The organism is Armatimonas sp., assembly GCF_031410135.1.
Taxonomy (GTDB): domain Bacteria; phylum Armatimonadota; class Armatimonadia; order Armatimonadales; family Armatimonadaceae; genus Armatimonas.
In genome coordinates, this window is sequence record NZ_JANNYP010000772.1 from 1 (window position 1) to 21,753 (window position 21,753).

Genomic DNA, 21,753 nt, shown 5'->3' on the forward strand with positions numbered 1-21,753 from the left:
GGGAGGGTGAAGACCAGTGCATTGCGGCAGCCACAGGCGCAGGCAAAGCAGAAACCAAACGCGAACCAGCGGCGGCGTACCAGAAAGGCCATCGCGGCCATGGAGAAGACCAAGCCCTCCGTGTGGAGCAGGAACCAGACCTCTCCCTTGGTGACAGAGTAGAATAGGGGCGTTGCCAGTAAGTAAGCCACGGTGGCCAATGTCGCACGCTTGCGGCAGGGGCGCAGGCGCTTTAAAAAGCTCCACAGGGCGATTCCTGACCAGAGCAACAAGAGCGTGTTGAGCTGCGGCTGGCCTAGTGTGCCTCGGGTGAGAAAGATCAGGGGCGCAAGAGTCGCGCTGGCAATCGGCGCATAGCACAGATAGAACTTTCCCTCGCGCTCGTACATCTCCCAGTATGGGGTGCGCTCGTCAAAGGCGACCTCGCCGCGTAAAAGCTGCTTGCCAAGCTGGTAGGAGCCATCAAAGCCCGTGTCCTTGGGGGTGAGCCAGAAGAGAAACGCTCCCACAAAGAGCAAGATGAGGAGTGGCTTTCCCCAGACTCGGGCTAGCGGGCGTATGGCCCTGCTCCCGCTTTGGCGTAGATGGCGTTGAGAAGCGCGACTACCCGGACGCCTTCCTCGGGCTTGGTGAGGGGCTCACGGCCTTCGCGGATGGCGGCGATAAAGTCGCGGTAGTTGGCTTCGTGCTGGTTGGACGAGAGCGCGAGGGGATCGGCGGCTTTATTGTCGTCGCCTGCTTCTTCTACTTCCGAGCTTGCGCTGTTTTCCTCGAAGGGTTCGCGGGTCTTGAACTTGACTAGAGTCTCGCCGTCAAAGGCCGCGCTGCCGTCGGTGCCGCAGATCAGAACCCGCTGCGCCATGCCGTCGTAGGCCAGTGTCGTGCCCGTGATCGTGGCAATCGCGCCGTTCTTGAGGCGCACCGTGGCCACGCCCAGCGTCTCCGCCTCGATATCGCGAAACTTCCCGAGCGAGCAGACCGAGTGCAGCACCTCGTCCCAGTCGCCCGCGAGCCAGAGCAGGCGGTCTACCATATGCACGCCCTGATTGGTTAGCACTCCCCCGTCAAGCTCCCACGTCCCACGCCAGTCGCCCGAGTCGTAGTAGCTCTGCGCTCTATACCATGGGGTCTCGCAGTGGACATAGATCAGCTCACCGAACGCCCCGGCTTGCACCGCACGGCGCACTTTCTGGACATCCGCGTTGAAGCGCTGCTGGAAGATTCCCGCCAGCACCACCCCCGCCTCTTTTGCAGCGAGAACGGCGGATGCGGCGCGCTCTGCGTTGGTATCGAGGGGTTTCTCCGAGAGCGCATGTCGCCCCGACTTCACTACTTGGATAGCCTGCGTGCTGTGCAGTCCGCTCGGGGTTGTGATGGCAACTGCGTCTATATCGTCACGGGCAAGCAGGCTCTCCAGTGAGTCGTGCATGGGAATGCCCCATTTTTCGCCAAACGCCGTCCGTCGCCCTGGATCGGTCTCTGCGCCCGCGACGAGCACCGCCGTGCCGTCTTTCTCTAAGCCATCGCGAAACGTCCGCGCATGGAGGCCCGCGATCCCGCCACAGCCAACAATTCCAAAACGCAAAGGGGTCATCTGAACTCTATTGTCCTTTCAAGCGCTCCAGCTCCGCCCGAAGCCGCGCGATTTCACTCTGTGCCTCAGCCAGAGTAGGGAGAAACTCACCCGTTGCGGGGTTGAAAAAGCGCAGTCGCACGCCATCTGCCACTAGCTCAAGGCCAAGCTGCTCCGAGACAAGCCGTCCGTCTTCTTGAGGGGCAATCGGCGAGTACATCCCGATAGGCGTGATTCGGTAGCCACGCAAAGAGGGTTTCAGATAGTCGCCGGTCGGATCAAAGAGAAAGTACTCGGGGATGCGGAGCTGCTCGTAGGTCTGCATCTTATCCGAGACATCTTCTTTTTGTGTTTTCTTGCTGGTGAACTCAAACACCACTGAAGGTAAAATGTTATTCTCTTCCCAGCTTCGGTAGGAGTTTCGGTCACGTTGTGCTGGCCCAAAAACAACATAGCAGTCCGGCGAAATACGCGCTTTCGGATCGCCCTCCGAAAAGTACATAAAGTTATTGCCGGAGACATAGACCGAGTCAGCGCGATTTGTGAAGTGCCAAATTAGGGCACTAACGCTGTTAGAGATCAGGAAACGATGGGCATCTGTTTCAGCCATAGGTTTACCATCCGTGTCCGGGTAGTGGACAATATGTTTTCGCTGTGGTGTGGAATCCAGGGTCAGGGACATCGTGCTTACTCCTGAGCTCGTTTAGCCCGGCTTCACTTTGGAGAGCGCTGCCTGGGCGACAAACGCGGTATCTTCGCTGCTAGATTTCGTGAGGGCTTCAAGCGTCTCCGCCGCCTTGGGATCACGAATCTCGCCGAGGGTGATGGCGGCCCAGCGCGCGGCAGGATTACCCTTGGTTGCCAGTGGGAGCAAGCCGCTGACGGCATCACGGCCAATCGTGGTGAGGGCCTTGGACGCATAGTAGGCCAGGGTATCGTCACCAGTGCCCAGCTTGGCCATGAGCGCGTCTACCACAAGTGTTCCCAGTCGTCCTAAGGCAATCGTGGCGGCATCGGCACTACCTTCTTTATCCGTGAGCGCGGCGACCAGAGGGGTAAACTCCGTCGGCTGCGCCAGTGGGGAGAGGGCAGGGGCAGCGGTCAGCTTGGCGATGCGCTTGTCCCAAGGTGCTTTTTTCTTTTCGTCTTTTTCCGCATCGCGCTTGGTGGTCCAGAAAGCGATCAGGTTGGATTTTGCAGTCGGGGAAATGCCTGCTCCATTGACCTCGGCTTCTGCGCCAAAGCGTCCCAGCTCGGTGACAGCCGAATCGCGGGCTTTATCATCTGGTGCGGACGCCAACGCGCCCAGTGCCTTGCGGATGGCGGCGGCGCGGAAAAGAATGTCGCCTAGGGAGCTAGCGGCTTTAGCACGCACACGGGCATCTTTGTCGGTCATGGCCTTGGTGGCGAGGGCGGCAGAGCGCATTCCCCCCGCGGCTTCTGCGGCGAGCGCACGAACAGACGGATTGGGATCGAGCAGTGCCTGGGCAATCTGCGCCGCTGCTGAATCACCTGCACGCCTTAGCCCAGCGGCGGCGGCGACTCCCACAAAGGTATCGTAGTCGGTGAGGGCTTTGAGCATCGCGGCATTTGCCTCCGGCGTGGCGATTCCGCCTAGAGCACCTGCGGCGGCAGCACGCGCGGACGCATCGGTGTCTGGGCTTTCCAGCGCTTGGATCAGTACCGGTGCGCCCACGGGATCGCCGATATTGGCCAGCGATGTGATCACCGAGCGCCGGACATTGGGATCGGTGTCGGAGATAAAGGGCAGGATGGGCTCCGCGGCTTCTGGAACCTTGAACTTGCCCAGGGTCTCAATCAGTGTGATCTTGGCCCCCGCATCGTCCTTGATTTTTTCGTCGGTAAGATACGGCTTGATGAGCTCAATTGTCTCTGGGCCAATGGAGGCCAGAATATCACCAATTGGTCCACGCAAGCCACTGTCGGAGAGGCGCTTGGCCATCTGCTCTTTGAGAGGCGCCCCGATCTTCTTTAAGCCTTCCCGAGCACCATCGCGGATATTGCCATCGGGATCTTTGGCGGCATCTAAAAGGCGCTCGGCATAGCTGGCACCAATGGCGGCCACGGCAGCACGGGCGGCATCACGAACCGGGTGGGTCTTCTTCTCCGCCGACTCTGTGTCGGGGTCTTTACACATCTGGAGAAGCTGTTCGAAGGCATCTTTGTTCTTGCCATCCTCGGCGAGCGCCTGTAGGGTCGTAATCGCAGCGAGGCGAGTCGCCGGGGGAGATCCGCCTTGAAGGGCATCAAAAAGAACTTTGCGGCCCATCAAGAGGCTTACGCCCAGCTTTTGTTCCGTAGCGTCTTTGCTGGCAACTTTGCCGAGCTGCGACTTTGTCAGAATCGTGTTGTAGCCGAAGTTGATTACCCCAATGCCAATTAAAGCCAGAAGCCCTCGTCCGAACCACTTGCGTGCTGCGGTGTTTGGTAGGGGAGTCTGGGTTGTGGTCGGAACAGCGGGAGGTGTGTCATCGTTGCTCATAGTGACACTGATTATACACGCAAATGTGGTAGAATTAATTTATGAACGCGTTCAATTTTAAGCTGGGGTCGGTGCCGTATCTCAATGCGCGGCCACTCACCGACTGGTTTAGCGAGACGGAAGAGGGCCGGGCGCTGGGGGCGAGTGTGGAGTATATCCTGCCGTCGCTGCTTGCCCCGCGCTTGGAGCCGGGAGACTTTGCGGCGGGCCTAGTCTCCTCGGTGGCGTGGGTGCGCCGCCCGCAGCTTGTCTATGCGCCCGGCGTTGCCGTGGCTTGTGATGGCCCCGTGCGCTCCGTGCGGCTTTTCTCGCAAGTGCCGATTGCTAAGATCCGCCGAGTTGCTTTAGACACCTCGTCTCTCACCAGCGTCACTCTCACGCGTGTTTTACTCGAAGAGCGCTTTGGCCTGACTCCTGAGTACACGCCGATGGCCCCAGACTTAGAGAGCATGCTCCAAGACCACGATGCCGCGCTGTTAATCGGCGATAAGGGCTACTTGGACTACGATGCCAGCTTAACCGTACTGGATCTGGGCGAGGCGTGGAAGGAGTGGACAAACCTGCCGTTTGTCTTCGCGCTCTGGATTGGGCGGCCCGACTTGCTCACGCCCGAGCTTCAGCGCCACTTTCTTACCGCCAAAGAGTGGGGCACGGCGCACCTCGACGAAGTCGCCGCCCGCCGCGCCGCCGAGCACGGTGAGAGCCTGGAGCGAGCCCAGGCCTATTTCTCGCGCGCCATTGTCTATAATCTAGGGGAGCGCGAGGAGGCAGGTTTGCAGCTTTTTGCCCAGAAAGTCCGAGCCCACGGGCTCATCCAAAACCCAGTTCCTATCCAAAGCGCCCGTTGATGTAGTCGTCGGTTTCTTTCTGACTGGGGGAGCTGAAGATCTTCTGCGTGGTGGTGAACTCTTTGACTTCGCCCTTTAGGAAGAAGCCGGTGTACTCGGAGACGCGGGCGGCTTGTTGCATGTTGTGCGTTACAATGACAATGGTGTAGTCTTTGCGCAGCTCGTTGATCAGCAGCTCGATGCGGTGTGTGGAGTTGGGGTCAAGCGCGGAGCAGGGCTCGTCCATGAGGAGCACTTCCGGGGAGACGGCAAGAGCGCGGGCGATGCAGAGGCGCTGCTGCTGGCCACCCGAAAGCGCGAGCGCGGACTGCTTGAGCTTGTCTTTGACTTCGTCCCAGAGCGCGGACTGGTGCAGGCACTTCTCTACCAGCGCGTCCAGCTCCTTGCGATTCTTTGTCCCGTGGATGCGTGGGCCATACGCCACGTTGTCGTAGATGCTCATCGGGAAGGGATTGGGTTTCTGAAAGACCATCCCGACTTTCTTGCGCAGCAGCACGACATCTACACGCGGGTCGTAGAGATCCTCGCCATCAAGCGTCAGCTTGCCGGTGAGGCGCGTGCCGTCAATGAGATCGTTCATGCGGTTGATGGTTCGCAGAAACGTGGACTTGCCACAGCCAGAAGGGCCGATAAATGCCGTGACGCTCTTGCGGGCAATGGGAAGGGTGACTCCTTTGAGCGCTTGGAAGCTGCCGTAGTAGAAGTCAATGTTCTCTGCGGCGATGCAGATATCCTGAGGAAACTCAGGTAGATCGTGGGCATCAATGGAGGCGATGACACTCGGGAATATCTCTTCGTCTTTGCTATTATTTACGTTCATCTTCATTTTTTCTTTACTTGTCTTCCTGCATGCGACTTCGGGTTGTAAGGCGTGCGGCGATGCTCATCATAAGCACCATCAAAATTAGGGTGAGGGCGGCGGCCCAGGCGATCTGGTTGTGTTTTTCATCGACATCCGTGGCGTACTTAAAGAGGCGCAGCGGAAGCGCGTCCACCTGGCCGTCCATCTGCCCCAGAAACTCATTGCCGAGAATGGTAAAGATCAGCGGCGCGGTCTCGCCCGCCACACGGGCCACGGCAAGCAGGATTCCCGTTAAGATTCCGCCCCGCGCCGCCGGAAGCACCACCGAGAGCATCGTCCGCCAGCGGGTCGCACCCAGGCCAAGCGATGCTTCGGAGAGTGCGCTCGGGACAAGGCGCAGCATCTCTTCTGTGGTGCGCATGATCAGCGGCAGCATCATGATCGCCAGCGCGACTCCGCCCGCCCAGCCGCTGTAGCCCTTGCCGGGGTAGGCTTGGGAGATCGGCAGCACCAGCGCGGCGTAGACAAAGATGCCGATCACAATCGAGGGAATGCCATTGAGCACATCGGTGAGAAAGCGCACGGTATTGGCGAACTTCCCCTTGGACTCTTGCTGGTAGATGCCCCCCAGAATCCCAATCGGAACCGCAATGGCGCAGGCAACCCCCAAAATTTGTAGTGTTCCCCGGATGCTCTGCGCGAAGCCATCGCCATCACCCGAGGCAACCGTGAAGAGCTTGATGTTCAGGTGGCTCAGGCCACGGGCCGCGAGGAAGTAGAGAACGAGCCCCAGCACCAAAATACCGACTAGAGCGGCGACACTACAAAGCGAGAGCATGATGAGGCTCTGGGCGCGGCGCAGCTTCACATGGCTATCGGCGGCATAGAGGCTCATTACTTATTCACGCTTTTTCCGGTCAGGCGCACTAAGAGCCGGGCGCAGCTATTGATAATTACGGCGACAATAAAGAGCACCAGACCGATCTCAATCAGCGCCGACGTACTGAGGCCGGGTTGGGCCTCGTTGAACTTGTTGGCCAGTGCGCTGGCCATGGTATAGCCGGGCTCAAAGAGATTAAGGCTTATTCCCGAGTCCGTCTGGGCGGCTTGGTTGCCGATCACCATCGTCACGGCCATGGTCTCGCCAAAGGCACGCCCCAGCCCCAGCATCACAGCTCCGATAATCCCCGAGCGCGAGTAGGGCAGCACGACTTTTGAGATTGTCTCCCACTTCGTCCCGCCCAGCCCATAAGACGCCTCCCGCTGGGCCTTGGGGATGGCTTTGAGAATATCGCGGCTGACGGCGGTAATAAAGGGCAGGATCATGATCGCCAAGATCACGCCCGCCGTGAGCATCGAAGGCCCAAAGCCTGCGCCCTGAAACAGCGGAATCTTCTTGTCTGCCAGCGGGGTCATGAGCTTGTCGCGCAGAAACGGGGTGAGCACAAAGATTCCCCAGAGGCCATAGACCACCGAGGGAATCGCCGCGAGCAGCTCAATGAGAAAGGTGATCGGGGTGCGCAGCCATTTTGGGCACAGCTCTGCCAGAAAGATCGCCGCGCCGAGGCTGATAGGAACGGCCAGAAGCAAGGCAATCAGCGACGAGTAGAGCGTCCCAAAGAGAAACGGCCAGATGCCGTATGTCCCCGCAGCATCATCCCAGACCGATAGCGTGACGAACTTAAAGCCCGTCGCCTGAATGCTGAGCCGGGACTGCCAGGCCAGTGTGGCGGCAATCCCGACGATCAGCACAAAGAGCACCAGAGCCGAAAAGCCGAGCACGCCCAGGTAGATCTTGTCTCCTGGGCGGCTCTTGCTGGTGGTGATCGTTAGGGCCACGTGGGCCTAACCTCCGATTTTCTTGAGTGCGTCTAGAACCCTCTTCTGAACTCCTGCGGGAAGGGGCGCATAGTCGTACTTGGCCGCGGACTTCTGGCCCGTTGTCAGGCACCAGCGCAGGAACTTCTTCACCTCGGGCTTGGCATCGGGATAGAGTAGAATCCAGGTAAAGCCTGCAATGGGGTAGCCCGTGGGCTCGCCCGTGTTGGTTGCCATGGCGCAGAAGTCGCCGGGCAGCTTGACGCCTGCCGCTGCCGCAGAAGTGCTGGCAAGTGTGGGAGCCACAAAGTTCTTCTTAGCGTTCTGGACATAAGCGTAGGTAATGGCATTCTTATCTGCGAAAGCAAGCTCGACATAGCCAATCGCTCCTGGAGTCTGCTTAATAAAGGCCGCAACACCAGGGTTGCCCTTGCCCGCCAGCCCACCCTTGGTCCAGTTCACAGACTTGCCCTCACCGATTCCGGCTTTAAACGCGGGGCTGACTTTGGCCAAGTAGTTGGTAAAAATCGCCGTGGTGCCAGAGCTATCTGAGCGGCTTACGGTGACAATGCGGCTTGCGGGAAGCTTGATGCCCGGATTCAGGCCACTGATGCGTGGATCGTTCCAGGCAGTGATCTTGTGAAGGAAGATATCCGCGATCACGGCACCCGTAAGCTTCAGGCCATTGGGAACTCCGGGGGCGTTGTAGGCAACGACGACAGCCCCTGCACACATGGGTAGATGCAGGATTTTTGGCGCACCCTTGAGCTCCTCGGCGTTCAGGGGGCTGTCGGAGGCACCGAAGTCTACGGTTTTTGCGGTGATGGCCTTGATGCCGCCGCCCGAGCCGATTCCCTGGTAGTTGACCGCCACTCCGCCTGTGGCCTTGTACTCTTTTGCCCAGTTGTTGTAGAGAAGCTCCGGAAACGTCGCGCCTGCGCCGGAGATTTGTTGAAATTTAAGATTTCGCATAGGTAGCATTAGCGTAAGGGATTTCTACACCTTCTTCGTTAATGAGGGCTTAAGAAGGCATTAATTTGATTTTAAGAAATATCTTCTCACGTGCTTGTATGAAACGGTTTTTAACCTTTGCCCGGTATACTCTCGTTATATTTAATCCTTGCTTAATACGATGAAGTCTAGGCAGTGCGATTATGAGAGCATAAATGGATATAACAACAATTAGCCTTCTGGTGCTCTGCCTGGTGATCGCGCTGGGTTTTGAGTTTGTTAATGGATTTCACGATACGGCCAATGCCGTCGCGACCGTGATCTACACCCGCTCCCTTAAGCCAACAGTGGCTGTGATCTGGTCGGGGCTGATTAACTTCTTGGGAGTTCTCAGTGTCCTAGGAGCGGGGGCAGGAGTTGCCTTTAAGATCGTCGGCCTGATTCCGACCGACATGCTGGTGGGAGCAAGCGGTTCGATGGGGATCTGGATGCTTCTCTCCATTCTGATCACTGCGGTGCTCTGGAACCTGGCCACGTGGTTTGTGGGGCTTCCCGCCTCTAGCTCGCACACGCTGATCGGCTCGATCACCGGCGTCGGGATCACCTGGGGACTGCTGGCGCACAAAGACGTTAATCTGGAAAAATTCTACGATACGCTCAAAGGGCTCGCTCTTGCACCTCTAGTGGGCTTTGGGGTCGCTGCGCTGATTTTTTTAGCGATGAAGGCCCTCATCAAGCGTCCTGAGCTGTTCCAGGAGCCCAAGGGTAACACGCCGCCACCCTGGCCGATTCGGCTGCTTCTGATCGGTACCTGCACCGGCGTGAGCTACTTCCATGGCTCCAACGACGGCCAAAAAGGCATCGGTCTGATGATGCTGGTTCTGATCGCGCTGCTGCCTGGTCAGTTCACGGTCAACCCGAACTTCAATGCGGAGAAGATCGGAACTACTCTCAGCACGGTGAAACAAGTCGAGGCGCTGGTGGAGCGGCCTGAGCTTGCCAAAGTGGAGAAGGCTGTCGAGGCCGACAAGCGTCTACACAAGATCGCGGAGCTGCTGGCCAATCGCGCCACGCTCACTGAGCTTCCCCTGACCGAGCAGACTGAGCTTCGCAAAGAGGCACTGAAGGCCGCCTCCGCCCTCAAGAAAGTTGCTAAAGAGAAGGGGCTGAGCGCGGAGGATAAAGACCTGCTCGATAAGGGGCAGAAAGAGATCAAGGCCACGGTTGAGTTTGTCGCGCCTTGGGTAACCGTGGCCGTGGCCCTCGCGCTGGGTGTCGGGACGATGGTGGGCTGGAAGCGCATCGTAGTGACGGTAGGCGAGAAGATTGGCAAGGCTCACCTCAACTATGGCCAGGGAGCGGCGGCAGAGATGACGGCGATGCTGACGATCATGACGGCTGATATGCTCGCCGCGCCGGTCTCCACCACGCACATTCTCTCCTCGGGAATTGCAGGCACGATGGCGGCCAACAAGTCTGGGCTCCAGTCCAAGACGATCCGCAATATCCTCATCGCCTGGGTGCTGACCCTGCCAGTGACGATCGTGGTCTCGGGCTTCATCTTCTGGCTCACCGCCGGACGGTTTATCCAGTAGGCAAAAGAAAACCGCCCGCTCTCTTGTTTTGAGAGTGGGCGGTTTTTTTGTGCGTTTTTAGTCGTCGCCAGGCTCTTTGGCGGCCTTGCGGCAGATGATCTTGATGGGGGTGCCTTCGAGCCCATAGGTCTTGCGGAGCTGGTTTTCGAGGTAGCGCTGGTAGGAGAAGTGCATCAGCTCAGGGTCGTTGACAAACAAGACGATGGTTGGTGGCTGGACGGCGGCCATCGTGGCGTACTTGACTTTGAGCATGCGGCCCTTTGTCTGGTACGGGCGAGCATCCACCGCATCGCGAATGAGCCGATTCAGCTCTCCGGTGGGGATGCGCATGGAGTGGTTCTCGGCAGCGTGGATCGCGGTCTCCAGAAACGCCCCGATTCCTGTGCTTTTAAGAGCGGAACAGAACGTGATGGGCGCATAGCTGGCGAAGGGAAGCTCATCACGCAGGGTCTGAGTAAAGATGCGCATGGGATTCTTCCCCGCGTTCTCCGCCAGAATCCCTTTACGGCCCTCATCCCACTTGTTCACACAGACCACAGAGGCGCGTCCTGCCTCATCGGCCATTCCGAGGACACGCTTGTCACCATCACGGAGACCCTCAATACTATCCACCACGGTGATCGCCACATCGCAGCGCTCAATGGCACGCTGGGCACGAAGCACGGAGTAGTACTCCACCGTCCCCTGGATCTTGCCCGAGCGCCGAATGCCGGCCGTGTCAATGAGCAAGAGGCGCTTGCCCTCGAACTCAAAGTAGGTATCAATGGCATCGCGGGTCGTTCCGGCGATGGGGGAGACAATAGTGCGCTCCTCGCCTAGGATCGCGTTGATCATGGACGACTTGCCCACATTCGGGCGGCCCACAATGGCAATGCGCACGGTCTCATCGCTGATGGTCTCGTCGCCCTCGGGAGGAAATGAGGCAACGACAGCATCGAGTAAGTCGCCGACGCCACGGCTGGAGATCGCGGAGACGGGGTAGAGCTCGCCGCCCAGTCCCAGGCTATAAAACTCCATCGCCTCAATATCGCGGTGGGGGTTGTCGGACTTATTGACAACCACAAAGAGCGGCACGGTCACGGCGCCGCGTAGCTCATCGGCGAGCTCACGGTCATTGGGCGTGACTCCCTGCGCGGCGTCACAGAGCATGAGGATGACATCGGCCTCCTCCATGGCAATCTGCGCCTGGATACGGATCTGCGCCTGCATGGGATCTTCCTCATCCATGCTGATGCCTCCCGTATCAATGAGAGTGTAGTTGCGCCCGTTCCACTCACCCTCAGCATAGAGCCGATCACGAGTGATTCCCGGAGTGTCCTCCACGATAGCAATTCTTTTGCCCGTGAGACGATTAAAGAGAGTGGACTTTCCGACGTTGGGGCGTCCAACGATGGCGACAATGGGTTTAGACATAACAGAGCCGCCTCCTTTCTGACAGAGTTAGGGCCGCATGGCGATTCACCACAGCGGCCCAACCGATCAGTATATCATGCTCGATGTCTTCGTCGGAGTAGGCATAAACCAGAGAAGCCTGTGAGAAGCAAGAGTAGCGTGGACGGTTCAGGAGCTGCCGTGCTACTGAGAGTGCTGACCTGAAAGTTGTCGAACTGCGCGCTCTGGTTGGCGGCGCTGTTGTAGTTCCAGCCAAAACCAAAGTGGGTGAGAGGCGTACTGGTGTAGGTATTGTCCGTCACGCCGCTCCCAATCTGCGAGGCGACGGTGCTGGGATCGCTCCAGTTGCTTGCGCCATCATCACGGACGAAGAGTTTCCAGCTATCGGTGCTCGGGGCGTAACGCACCTTGACACTGAAGTAGTTGGCAAAGCCTGACAGATCGGCGGCACCACTGGAGATCATCATCGTGAGATTAGAATCCGCGTCCAGCCCCCCAGCAAACTTTACCAGCCGAATCGGATCGGGCGCTCCTGAGTTTCCGTAGGCGATCGCGTAGCCATTGGCCGTGGTGAAATCACTCCCAGTTGCACCAAGGACGACGGCGAGGCTGTAGTTTCCCGCACCAAAGCCGCCCGGATCGCTATTACGATTGCTCTTGGCATTGAAACTCCACTCCAGCTCCTGAGTATTGCTGGCGAGGCTCTGTTGAAACGAGGTGAAACTCGACGTGGTTCCGGTGACAAAGACACGCCCTGAGGCATTTGCCGCCGCCGTAGCATCGTTGGTGAGGCGGAGAAAATCGCTGGCAGGAATGCTCGCCCCGCCATCGCCTGCAGTCGCCGTGGTGGTGTAGGTCGTCGGTGCGCTGACGGTGAGGGCGGCGCGGTTGAAGTTATCAGAAAAGAGCGTAGTCTGGGCCGTGGCGGGCAGGGCTAAAAGGAGCGAGACGAGCGAGGCAAAAGCGAGATTTAGGTTGCGGTTCATGTTTTTGGGTTCTCCGCCTTCAGAACGGTTGAGACCCCCAGATTCTGATAAAATCCGCAAAATTTATTTTTCCCTTTAGCATGGACGGTGAACGTCCCGCTTTGGGGCCTCTGGCCGCCGACTCGTGCCTCGTCGGTAAATCTCCGCCGAAGGCGCGGCGGAACGCCCCAAAGCCCGACGTTCACCGTCGAGGCGACATGCGTCACGAGAAAATTTATTTTTCTCGGTAGAATAGGGCTATGGATCCACTGGCACTGACGCGACGGCACTTTCTGACAAACTCCACCCTCGGGCTAGGGGCACTGGGGCTGGGTAGCTTAGAGGCTCCCGCATTTGCTGCGACTCACTTCGCACCCAAGGCGAAGCGGGTGATCTATCTGTTCCAGAGCGGTGGTCCGGCGGCGCAGGATCTTTTTGACAACAAGCCGCTTCTCCGGGAGAAACACGGCCAGCCGCTCCCTGACTTTGTGCGACGCGGTCAGCGCCTCACCGGGATGAGTGCCAACCAGGCCGAGCTGCCGCTCGCGGGCTCCGCGTTTAATTTTGGGCGCGCCGGCAAGTGTGGGATGGAGCTCTCCGAGGTAATGCCGGAGACCGCCAAGATCGCCGACGAAATGTGCTTGGTGCGCTCGATGTGGACGGAAGCCATCAACCATGACCCGGCGATCACGTTTTTTCAGACCGGAAGCCAGATCGCAGGGCGACCGTGTTTAGGGGCGTGGGTGAGCTACGGCTTGGGCTCGATGAACGAGAACCTGCCGAGCTTTGTGGTCTTAGTGACGGCCAATCAGGGCGACCAGCCACTGTACTCTCGGCTCTGGGGCAGTGGGTTCCTAGATGCGCGCTTCCAAGGGACGCAGTTTCGTGCAGGGAAGAGTCCGGTGCTCTACCTCAATAACCCGGAGGGGATTTCGCCCCAGAGCCGACGTGCGCTTCTGGACACGCTTGGGGCGCTTAGCAAGCTCCAAACCCAAAACACGCTCGACCCCGCGATTGAGAGCCGCATGGCCCAGTACCAGCTGGCGTATCGGATGCAGACTAGTGTCCCCGAGGTCACCGATCTCTCCCAAGAGCCCGACGAAACTTTCGCGCTCTACGGCGAAGATGCCCGCAAGCCCGGTACATTTGCCGCCAACTGTCTTCTGGCGCGGCGTCTGGCCGAAAAAGGTGTGCGCTTTATCCAGCTCTACCACCAGGGCTGGGATCACCACGGCGGCCTGCCCGGTGCGATGCGTGGCCAGGCAAAACTCACGGATAAAGCGTCTGCGGCGCTGGTTTTAGATCTCAAGCGGCGCGGGATGCTCGATGACACACTGGTGATCTGGGGCGGGGAGTTCGGGCGCACGAGCTACTCGCAGGGGAAGCTGGAGAAAAATAACTATGGTCGGGATCATCACCCGCGGAGCTTCTCACTCTGGATGGCAGGCGGTGGGGTCAAGCGCGGCTTCACCTATGGCCGCACCGACGACTACGGCTACAACATTGCGGATGAAAAGGGCAACCCCTTAACCCCGAGCAAAGACCACTTCACCCCCGGCGTCGTGCACGTCCACGACTTGCAGGCGACCATCCTACAGCTTCTCGGTTTCGACCACACCCGCCTGAGTTACCGCTACCAAGGCCGAGACTTCCGCCTCACCGATGTCCACGGACATGTCGTAAAAGACTTGCTGGCGTAGGATCGTTATGAATGGATTGATAGAACTCAAGGATAAGAGAGTTCAGATATGCTTCAAGAGTGAGCGGGCTTTTTGAACGTGACCACTCTTGCTCGAAATACTCTTTGATCTCTTGCAATGCGGACTCAATGTAATTCGGGTCACGATCGCGATCGTGGTGTTGGTGCATCGGATCGAGGCGTATCCCCCAGCGTTCTACCTCTGCCCTAATCTCCCAGTTGTGCGAGCCGTCCGGATTCCGTGAGTAGAAAGTGAGCATGAGGCAGTAGAGATGCTTGTCCATACTTGCCGTGTGCTCTGATGTGAGAGGAAGGTGCTTAACTTGACCTTCCCAGTAGGGGAATGTCGCGTTGAATATCTCCCAGAAACGCTGGATATAGGGTGCATCGCGGCGCTGCACCTCGTCTCGCCAGTGTCGAACTGCTTCGCGTGCGACTTCTGTTTCCTGAAGAAGATTCTGCTGCACCAGCAGTGCTTCTGCCTCGTCTTGGGAATAGTCTTCGCCGTAGTAGCAGCCAGGGCCAAATTGACCAAGCTGACAGCCCGGACACGCGTAGTGGATTCTCCAGAGAGAACCCGCCATCGGATGCACTTGGATGCTATAGACGAGCCAGCACCCGCAATGGAAACACTGTGTTGGTCTTGGGTAGGTTGCCATGAGGGGCTTTATTCGGGGGGAGCCGACCCACGGCTGAGGAGAACGAGTGTGGTGATGATGCCGGGGACAAAGGCGACGCCACCCGCCAAGATGCCGTAGACCCAAATCCCAACGACACCCGAGTTGCGGGAGTCGCCGTAGTCAACGCCATCGATGAGCTTGAAGAGGCAGGCATTGACCCCGATCACTACCGCGACAATCACCCGCCCGAGCAGCCAGCCCCGGTGGACGCCTGGGACGAAGAAGACGGTGAACGTCAGCGCGATAGCAACAAACGCACCGAGGATGCCGGCTCGCTCCAGAAACGTATTGCCTGTCGGGGTTGGTGGGGCGTTTCGCGAGGCCAGCCAGCAAGCGAGCAGAAAAAACAGCATCCAGAGGAGCTCAGGGCCAAGAAGAAAAGCGAAGCGTTTCATGATTGTTAAGATAGTACCGGCTTAATGACTTCGCCGCTGACATCGGTGAGGCGCATGTTTCTGCCGCTGTAGGGGTAGGTGAGCTTGGTGTGCTCCAGGCCAAGCAGGTGCAAGATAGTTGCGTTGAGGTCGTAGACGGTCTGGACATTCTCAGAGGCGACATAGCCCAGCTCATCAGACGCGCCGTAGATCGTGCCGCCTTTGATTCCCGCACCCGCAAGCCAGACCGAGAATGCTTTCGGGTTGTGATCGCGACCCGTGCCGCCCTCGGTGAAGGGCATGCGGCCAAACTCGGTGTGAAAGACGACGAGCGTATCGTCAAAAAGCCCACGCTGCTTGAGGTCTTTGAGCAGGCCCGCGACAGGAATATCTATCTCCCGAGCGCGTTTTTCGTGGTTGGCGACCATCCCATTGTGCGCGTCCCAGCTCTGGTCAAAGACCCCACCGCCGGAGTAGATCTGCACAAAGCGCACGCCCCGCTCCACAAGCCGGCGTGCCAGCAAGCACTGCCGCCCGACCAGCTCCGTCTCGGGCTTGTCCATCCCGTAGAGCGCCTTGGTAGCCTCGGTTTCTTTGCTTAGCTCCACGGCTTCCGTGGCCTCTGACTGCATGCGATACGCCAGCTCATAGGAGCGAATGCGGGCGGAAAGCTCTTGCTCCTGGGGGCGCTCCCGCAGAAACACGTCGTTGAGCTGGTGCAAGAAATCTAATTGCTCGCGCTGCTTCTCGGGTGAGAGACCCGTGGGGGGCTTGAGGTTGAGCACGGGCAGGCCGGAGCTGCGAAACTGGACGCCTTGGTAGTTGCTTGGCAGAAAGCCCGCGCTCCAGTTGCCCGCACCGCCTCCCACCAAGGCTCTCGGATCGGTCATGACAACAAAGGCCGGAAGATTTTGATTTTCCGTGCCGAGGCCGTAGCTCACCCAGCTTCCGAGGCCCGGTCGGCCCGCCAGGATCGAGCCCGTGAGCATATGGTAGACCGCTGGGACATGGTTGTTGCTCTCCGAGCGCATCGAGCGGATCAGGGCAAGGTCGTCCGCGCAGCCGCCGATATGGGGCAGAAGATCACTCACCGGCATGCCGCACTGGCCGTAGTTTTTAAAAGCCCAGGGACTCTTCATGAGCTTGCCCGGAGCGCTCCGTCCGCCCGTATCGAACTCCTTGCGGCCCGCCACCGAGACCCCGTCTTGCTTGATCAGCTCGGGCTTGGGATCGAACGTGTCCATGTGCGAGAGGCCACCGAAGCAGAAGATCGAGATAACTCGCTTGGCTTTGGCGGGAAAGTGGGGCTTCTTAGGGGCGAGGGGGTCTTGTGCTTGCGCTTCACTTGCTAGCAGAGAACTTAGTGCCATCGCTCCGATCCCGCCACCAGCTCGGGCAAGGAACGCACGGCGTGGGATATAGCCAGGTTTCACAGCACTATTGTACTGGGTTTTAGTTACTAAGCGCGTGGGTAAGCTGGTGTGCGAGACGAGTGAGTCCGGGGAAAGGATGCGTTGCCAGCAAGGGGAGCACGCTTTGGAGTGAGACACTTGCCTCAAGTTTGTCACCGAGCTGGTGCAGGGCAGTCCCACGAATCAGCGCCCGGTGGGCTTGATCGTAGACCACGAAGTTTTTTCCCGTATTTTGGGGCATAGAAGGGCAAATGTTGAGTTTTTCGAGTGCCTTTATGGGGTGTCCAAACTCACACAGCTGCTCTGCATACTGACGACGTCCATGAAGCTCACGTGCAAGTGTCGGGGCGGTCTGAATGCTTTGCTCAAGATAGAAACAGGCACGATCAACCTGGCCACAGACGACAAATTTTTTGAAGATCTCTTCGCACCAGTCGCTCTTGTTTCGGGCATTGATTCGACTCTCAAAGGTCAACAGCATCTCCAGTGCGGCCTGGGGCTGTGTATGAGAAAGTGCGTCGGTCATTGCCGAAAGAGCGAGGAACTGTCCCCGAGAAAGCGGATGTGACTCGCTTCTTATGCTGTCGAAGACCCGCTTAGAAACGTGAAGTCCTTCGTGGAATTTATGGTGACAGACCAAGTGGTTGGCGAAGTGCCCCCAGACTGCTACGGCATGGGACTCGCTAATTCGATTTTGCTTATAGAGGGTCCAGTGTCGGCTTGCCACGGCAAGATAGTGCAGGTCGACATCAAAGGGAGCTACCTCAAGCTCATCAATCACCACTTCAAGAGCATCTTTATCCAAGGGAAGCTCCTCATGGTTTTGCCAGGCACGTGTTGCCAATCCCTTCTCTTCGAGTTCGGTAGCGCCCAGTGCAAGACAGAGAGCCCGTAACCTATCTTGCTCGGGCCAGCAGTCGTTATTCTCCCAGCGCGAGAGCAGGGCCTGTGTCACCCCGACCGTGCGTGCGGTGTCCGCTTGGGAGCGATTTGCCCGCTGCCGGAGTGCACGAAGAAGCTCACCGCCGCTCACGGGAAGTTTTTGATCCTCGGAGATCATTTGTGCCAGATAGCGCTCCGCCTGCGGGGTTCCGAGCTGCTGCAAGCACTGCCGACAGAGAGGCTCGGGAATCTCCAGAACTTCTAGGACTTTGAGCAGCTCGGGGGCATGGGGCCGCACCTTGCCTGCTTCCCAGCGAGAGAGAGTTGCCTTGCTGACCCCCGATTTTAGTGCCAGTGCTCCCAGAGAGAGCTGGCGCTCCTGCCTTGCCTGTTGAATGACGTAAGCAATCATGTGCTCTTTATTATCGGCATTTTTACGGGAAATTAGAGAAGTGTAAGGAGGGACGGTGTTACAAGTTTTGTTGTAAGTATCGCAAGAAAAATATGTGTTTCATCTCTTTTAATATTCCTGGGAGATGTCATTTCTCTGCCAATCAACTTGAGTGTTAGCCCATGAGAGGCTAACTCTAGGAGATCTACAAAAATGAAATCGACTGTAAAAAAAGCCTTCACGCTCGTTGAGATAATGATCGTTGTCCTGATCATTGGGATTCTGGTGGCGATTGCCGTCCCGAACTTTATCAAAGCGCGAGAGACCTCTCGCTCACGCTCTTGTATCCAGAACCTACGCCAGATTGAGAGCACGGTACAGCAGTGGGCGATGACCAATAATATTCCCAGTACCCATCCCAACGCTGTGGTGATTGCCGATCTTTGTGTTGACCATCCGACGTGGGGAAATAAGTACCTGAAATCCATGCCGATTTGTCCGTCAGGGGGGACTTATCCCAATCCTATGGTAAACGCGACTCCCACTTGTAGTATCGGGACAGCAGCCACTCCTGCCCATGTGATGCCTTAAAATATCTTTCTGTGCGGCACGCGAAAAGATTTCTACACTACAGGAGCAAGGATAGCTCCTGTGGTTTTTTAGGGCCGAGCTTTCCAAGTTTCCTGACGAGCCATTTGGACAAACGTGGTATACTCCTGACTGGAGCGCACGATTCGTGCGCGGATGTCGTTTCTAGATGCCTCCCTAGCAGTGACCCGCCGCCCCGTTGTTGGTTATTTGTGGCGTGAGCGTGAGCTGGAATGGGTTGAGGCGTCTCTCTTTAAATAACCGCTTTTACTAGGAGTACCCCATGCGACGACGGCGCAATGCCGCCTCTGCCGACGATGAAAACGTCGTGCCCGATGCTACGTCAAGTAGCCCTATTATTGATAGCACTCCCGTTCTTGACCCAGAACCCGAACCTGCGAAGACCCGTCGGCGAAGTCCCCGCGCGAAGGTGGCTGCCGCTCCCGTGGAAGAAGCTCCCTTGGTTGTGGAGCCCGAGACTGTCTCGGAGCCTGCTCCCGTAGCGGAAAAGCCACGGCGAACTCGTAAACCGCGTGTGGTGGTCGAAGAGACGGTTGTACCAGAGCCAACTGTTGTCGTGGAGCCGGTGGCCGTGGAGCCTGAGGTTCGACCTGTGGTTCCTGCTGAGTCTGCCTCGCGCCGTCGTCGTTCACGTCCGAAAGCCGAGCCGCTCGCGCTGGAAGATGCTCAGGCGATCCTGGCCGAAGTAGCTCCTGAGGCACCGATTATCATTGCCGCAGCAGAGCCCGTTGCAGCCAGCGAGCCCGAAAAGAGTGAAGGCCGCTCGGGCAACCGCCGCCGTCGGGGACGAGGTGGCAATAAGTCCGCCGTCGAGCCCACTCCCGAGCCTGAGGTCGCCGAATCAGCCGACGATGACGCAGGGAAGTCCCGCCGTACCCGTGGCCTTCGCCGCACCCGTACCGTGGCTGCACCCACGCTCATGGTCTCTGGCGACGAACCCCGTGTGTATGCGCCGCCGGTTGAGGAACCAGAGGAGGCACCCGTAGCGGAGGCAGACTCTCGCCGTATTCGTGGTCGCCAGCGCCGCCCCCCGGTCTCGGTGGTTGCCGCGCTCTTACCGCCTCCCATCGCGGGCTTGATCGCCCCGCTTGCTGAGCCGTTGCCACCTGTCTATGTGCCGCTTCCTGCGGAGGTTCTCGCCAACCTTGTCGAGGCCAAAGTCGCGGTTCGTAAGGGTGTTGCGGAGCTGCTCATTGGCGGCGAGCCAAGGCTTCCGATGCTTTGCTTCGTCAACACCGAGATGGGCGAGGAGTTTCTTTCCGTTGCCCAGCGCCAGATTCGCTTTGCCTACGAAGCCGGTGTGCGCCTCTTTACCGTGCTGTGCCACCTCCCCTGGAAGACCCGCTCCGGTGAGCGCCGCTTCGACTTACTAGACAGTGTGATCGGCTTTGTGGCAGAGAACGCTCCCGAAGCCCTTGTGCTGCCTCGTCTGATCTTCTCGCCGCCCGCCTCGTGGGTACGGCAGAATCCCGGTGAGATGGTGCGCTATGCCAGTGGTGAGCAGGGCGATGTCTCGCTCGGCTCACGGCTCTTCTGGGAGGGCGAGGCCGAAGAGGCACTCCGCGCCGCCGTCGAGCATGTCGCGCAGGGACCGCACGCCAGTCGTGTCTTTGGTTTCTACTTAGAGCACGGCGAGTGGCTTCATGAAAAAGGGGTTGGCTACGATCTCTCCGATGCCAATGTCGCTGCGTTCCGTTCCTGGCTACGCGCACGCTATAAGAACTCCGTGGTCGCGTTTCGCGCCGCTTGGTACAGTGGCAGTGTCTCCTTTGAGACGGTTCAGATCCCTTCGTGGCCGGTTCCGTCGGGGCCGGGAGTCTTCCTCAGCCCGAAAGAGGCACAGTGGTCCGATTTCCATCGCTTTATGAGTGAGCGAGTCGCCGAGGTGATCAACCGCCTCGCAAAGGCCGTGAAAGAGGCGTCGGGCGGACGTAGCGCCGTGGCCGTAAGCTGTGGCTATACGCTTGAGCTTGCTCGGACGAGCTCGGGGCACCTCGCCCTTGCTGAAGTTCTGGCCTCGCCCCATGTGGATATTCTGACGGCACCGCTCTCCTACAATGGACGGCTTCCCGGTGGCGCCGCGCCGCTCCCGCTCCCGATTGAGTCTGTGGCGCTTGCGGGGAAGCTCTGCATCCTCGAAGACGACACCAAGACGTTTCTTGCCAGTGGCACGACGCCGGATACTTACAATCCCCACGTTCCGACCGTCGAGGGAACCCGCGCGGTTCATGTCCGCAACTTTGGCGCTGCTTTAGCCCATGGTGCTGGGATTTCCTACATGGATCTCTGGGGCGAAGGCTGGCTTGATGACCGGGAGACCTGGGAGTTTCTGGGAGGGCTACGCGAGATTGCGGAGCTCTACGCCACCCGCCGCCGCAACCCAAGAGTTCGTGCGAACGCCGACCCTGATGTTGCTGTGATCGTGGATGAGGCGAGCTTCTTCGATGTTCGCGATGAGCGCCTCCTCGAGAAGCTGATCTCTGAGCAGCGCGATGTTCTGCTCCGCTCGGGAGCGCGGATTGGTTTCTACCTTCAGTCAGACCTGTTACGGAAGAACTTCCCCGAGAGCCCGCGGCTCCTGATCTTCCTAAATGCCTTCCGAATAGAGCCTGCGGTGCGAGCTGCAATTCGAGAGCGCTGGCAAGAGGATGGTCGGACACTAGCCTGGATCTTTACACCTGGTGTTCGTGAGGAGAGCCTCGCAGAGCAGGCAGAGGTCTTTGGGATGCACCTGAAGTTCCAGCCATTTGCCTCCAAGCTCGGAAGCCGCGTGTTCTCGGATGCACGCCTGCCTCTCACAGAGGCGCTTCGTGGTCAGAAACTGGGCGATGAAGTGCGGGTGAACCCCACGCTGACGGTCTCGGACTCCCGTGCCCAAGTGGTGGCGGAGTACGGAAACGGCAATGGGTCTTTGGCAGTGCGTAAGCATCCGCGCTGGCAGTCCGTGTTTATCGGGGAGCCTGTCTTAACCCAAGCTCTGCTGCGTGGTCTCTACCGCCAAGCAGGGGTTCCGATCTACGCTGCGGATGACGATGTGGCCTGGGTGGGGGATGGCATGCTCTGTCTGCACTCTGCGCCGGGTGGTGGCACGACGGTTTATCTGCCCGAAGACTCGGTTCTGCATGACTTTGTCTATGGGGAGACCTTGGCCCGTGACGGACGCGGGGCGCGTCTCTCAATGCCTGTCAATGGGACACGGCTTCTCTACTTTGGCCCCACAGCCGAGGCAGAGCGCTTCGGTGCCGAGCCTATTGGGGCA

At 58.6% G+C, this 21,753-nt stretch carries 19 protein-coding genes; 5 read left to right on the top strand and 14 right to left on the bottom strand.

Translation table 11 applies throughout. The features are described 5' to 3' along the window. The 4 genes from RMO15_RS28360 to RMO15_RS28375 form a co-directional block, all read right to left on the bottom strand. On the bottom strand, positions 1-518 hold a 518-nt coding region (locus RMO15_RS28360; protein ID WP_309720927.1), incomplete at its 3' end, for a hypothetical protein. A gap of 29 nt (positions 519-547) precedes the next feature. Continuing rightward, entirely contained in the window at positions 548-1,594 is a 1,047-nt protein-coding gene (locus tag RMO15_RS28365; RefSeq protein ID WP_309720930.1) for a Gfo/Idh/MocA family oxidoreductase, read from the bottom strand. Positions 1,595-1,601: 7 nt separating this feature from the next. After that, entirely contained in the window at positions 1,602-2,183 is a 582-nt protein-coding gene (locus RMO15_RS28370) for a Uma2 family endonuclease (protein WP_369016175.1), read from the bottom strand. 93 nt (positions 2,184-2,276) lie between these two features. After that, positions 2,277-4,076, bottom strand: a complete 1,800-nt coding sequence (locus RMO15_RS28375) for a HEAT repeat domain-containing protein (protein WP_309720936.1) — start codon at positions 4,074-4,076, stop codon at positions 2,277-2,279. A 41-nt stretch (positions 4,077-4,117) separates the two neighbouring features. Between RMO15_RS28375 and RMO15_RS28380 the strand changes: the two genes are divergently transcribed. Continuing rightward, the gene (locus RMO15_RS28380) at positions 4,118-4,924 is read left to right on the top strand and encodes a menaquinone biosynthesis protein (RefSeq protein ID WP_309720939.1); all 807 of its coding nucleotides are present in this window, start codon (positions 4,118-4,120) and stop codon (positions 4,922-4,924) included. On the opposite strand, the gene pstB is transcribed toward RMO15_RS28380, so the two are convergent. The 4 genes from pstB to pstS are packed head-to-tail and all read right to left on the bottom strand — an operon-like array spanning position 4,905 to position 8,516. Next, positions 4,905-5,744, bottom strand: a complete 840-nt coding sequence (gene pstB / locus RMO15_RS28385) for a phosphate ABC transporter ATP-binding protein PstB (protein ID WP_309720942.1) — start codon at positions 5,742-5,744, stop codon at positions 4,905-4,907. The genes RMO15_RS28380 and pstB overlap by 20 nt on opposite strands. Before the next feature lie 13 nt (positions 5,745-5,757). Then, positions 5,758-6,621 carry a phosphate ABC transporter permease PstA gene (gene pstA, locus RMO15_RS28390; RefSeq protein WP_309720944.1) on the bottom strand — a complete coding sequence of 288 codons (864 nt, stop codon included), beginning with the start codon at positions 6,619-6,621 and terminating at the stop codon, positions 5,758-5,760. Further along, positions 6,621-7,565 carry a phosphate ABC transporter permease subunit PstC gene (gene pstC / locus RMO15_RS28395; RefSeq protein WP_309720947.1) on the bottom strand — a complete coding sequence of 315 codons (945 nt, stop codon included), beginning with the start codon at positions 7,563-7,565 and terminating at the stop codon, positions 6,621-6,623. The genes pstA and pstC overlap by 1 nt, the downstream gene beginning before the upstream one ends. Before the next feature lie 6 nt (positions 7,566-7,571). Further along, positions 7,572-8,516 (bottom strand): phosphate ABC transporter substrate-binding protein PstS, encoded by a 945-nt coding sequence (gene pstS, locus RMO15_RS28400; protein ID WP_309720950.1) that lies wholly within the window; start codon positions 8,514-8,516, stop codon positions 7,572-7,574. Between the two features lie 194 nt (positions 8,517-8,710). Between pstS and RMO15_RS28405 the strand changes: the two genes are divergently transcribed. Continuing rightward, complete coding sequence (locus tag RMO15_RS28405) at positions 8,711-10,090, top strand: anion permease (RefSeq protein ID WP_309720953.1); 1,380 nt, start codon at positions 8,711-8,713, stop codon at positions 10,088-10,090. A gap of 57 nt (positions 10,091-10,147) precedes the next feature. Here the strand turns inward: RMO15_RS28405 and der are convergent, their stop codons facing one another. Next, entirely contained in the window at positions 10,148-11,503 is a 1,356-nt protein-coding gene (gene der, locus RMO15_RS28410; protein ID WP_309720955.1) for a ribosome biogenesis GTPase Der, read from the bottom strand. 74 nt (positions 11,504-11,577) lie between these two features. Further along, positions 11,578-12,468: a PEP-CTERM sorting domain-containing protein gene (locus RMO15_RS28415; protein ID WP_309720958.1), complete on the bottom strand. Its 891-nt coding sequence runs from the start codon at positions 12,466-12,468 to the stop codon at positions 11,578-11,580. Between the two features lie 239 nt (positions 12,469-12,707). On the opposite strand from RMO15_RS28415, the gene RMO15_RS28420 reads away from it, so the two are divergent. Beyond that, a complete protein-coding gene (locus RMO15_RS28420) occupies positions 12,708-14,147 on the top strand; it encodes a DUF1501 domain-containing protein (RefSeq protein WP_309720961.1) in 1,440 nt (479 codons plus the stop codon). On the opposite strand, the gene RMO15_RS28425 is transcribed toward RMO15_RS28420, so the two are convergent. The 4 genes from RMO15_RS28425 to RMO15_RS28440 are packed head-to-tail and all read right to left on the bottom strand — an operon-like array spanning position 14,104 to position 17,906. After that, positions 14,104-14,805 carry a hypothetical protein gene (locus tag RMO15_RS28425; protein ID WP_309720963.1) on the bottom strand — a complete coding sequence of 234 codons (702 nt, stop codon included), beginning with the start codon at positions 14,803-14,805 and terminating at the stop codon, positions 14,104-14,106. The genes RMO15_RS28420 and RMO15_RS28425 overlap by 44 nt on opposite strands. A gap of 8 nt (positions 14,806-14,813) precedes the next feature. Beyond that, the gene (locus RMO15_RS28430; RefSeq protein ID WP_309720966.1) at positions 14,814-15,221 is read right to left on the bottom strand and encodes a hypothetical protein; all 408 of its coding nucleotides are present in this window, start codon (positions 15,219-15,221) and stop codon (positions 14,814-14,816) included. 5 nt (positions 15,222-15,226) lie between these two features. Beyond that, positions 15,227-16,633, bottom strand: coding sequence for a DUF1501 domain-containing protein (locus tag RMO15_RS28435; protein WP_309720969.1), 1,407 nt, complete (start codon positions 16,631-16,633; stop codon positions 15,227-15,229). Between the two features lie 19 nt (positions 16,634-16,652). Next, positions 16,653-17,906: a helix-turn-helix transcriptional regulator gene (locus tag RMO15_RS28440; RefSeq protein ID WP_309720972.1), complete on the bottom strand. Its 1,254-nt coding sequence runs from the start codon at positions 17,904-17,906 to the stop codon at positions 16,653-16,655. A 192-nt stretch (positions 17,907-18,098) separates the two neighbouring features. On the opposite strand from RMO15_RS28440, the gene RMO15_RS28445 reads away from it, so the two are divergent. After that, the gene (locus tag RMO15_RS28445) at positions 18,099-18,476 is read left to right on the top strand and encodes a type II secretion system protein (RefSeq protein WP_309720975.1); all 378 of its coding nucleotides are present in this window, start codon (positions 18,099-18,101) and stop codon (positions 18,474-18,476) included. A gap of 280 nt (positions 18,477-18,756) precedes the next feature. Continuing rightward, a partial coding sequence (locus RMO15_RS28450) for a beta-galactosidase (RefSeq protein ID WP_309720978.1) occupies positions 18,757-21,753 on the top strand: 2,997 nt, incomplete at its 3' end.